1 protein-coding gene is annotated in these 671 nt (G+C 48.7%); it reads right to left on the reverse strand.

Annotation, left to right across the window (positions count from 1 at the left end; all coding sequences use genetic code 11):
• On the reverse strand, window positions 1–671 hold a 671-nt coding region (locus tag R7093_RS25850; RefSeq protein ID WP_318147098.1), incomplete at both ends, for an SgrR family transcriptional regulator.

A 671-nucleotide genomic window follows, 5' to 3' on the forward strand; every position in this document is an offset into this window, starting at 1 on the left:
CTCAATGCTAACGGTAAATAGCGATCTGGACGAACAAGCTTAATATCAACGGTCCAAGGCTGTGGTGACGAAACTTGCTGAATGTGAGAGAACAAATTCAACCCACTCAAAGCAAGAATGCTCTCTACAACACAATCTGTCGTGAGTGGTTCACCATTGTGGAAGCGTACGCCACGACGCAAATAGAAACGCCAATGAGTGTCAGAAAGCGCCTCCCACGTATGTGCGAGATCCGGTTGAAGCTGTTCGCTTTCATCAAGACGCGTTAAACCGCTAAAAACTTGTCGCGCGATGTGTTGTTCCGAGCGACGCATCGGCTTTTGCGGATTCAGCATGGCTAACGGTCGGTAATAAGGCAATCTTACGACTTGCTCGCCTTGTCGATGCTGCAATCCCAAATAACCTTGAATCACCTGGGTTAAACGTGCGGCGTCATTGTCTAACGCATCGAGCGCCTGTCCAATCTTTCCTTCGTCTAGGTAGCGTCTCGCTAAGTTTTCGCTTACGTCACTACGATTGCGTTTAAAGATCAGTTTGGATAGTTTTCCTCGGCCAGCCGCCGGGTGCCATTCTATCCACCCTTCTTCTTCGAGCTTATTGAGAACGATACGCGCATTTCGTCGCGTACAAAACAGAGCGTCGGTAATGTCTTCTAGCTGAACTTCTGTGTC

It is taken from the genome of Vibrio sp. 1580, assembly GCF_033340055.1.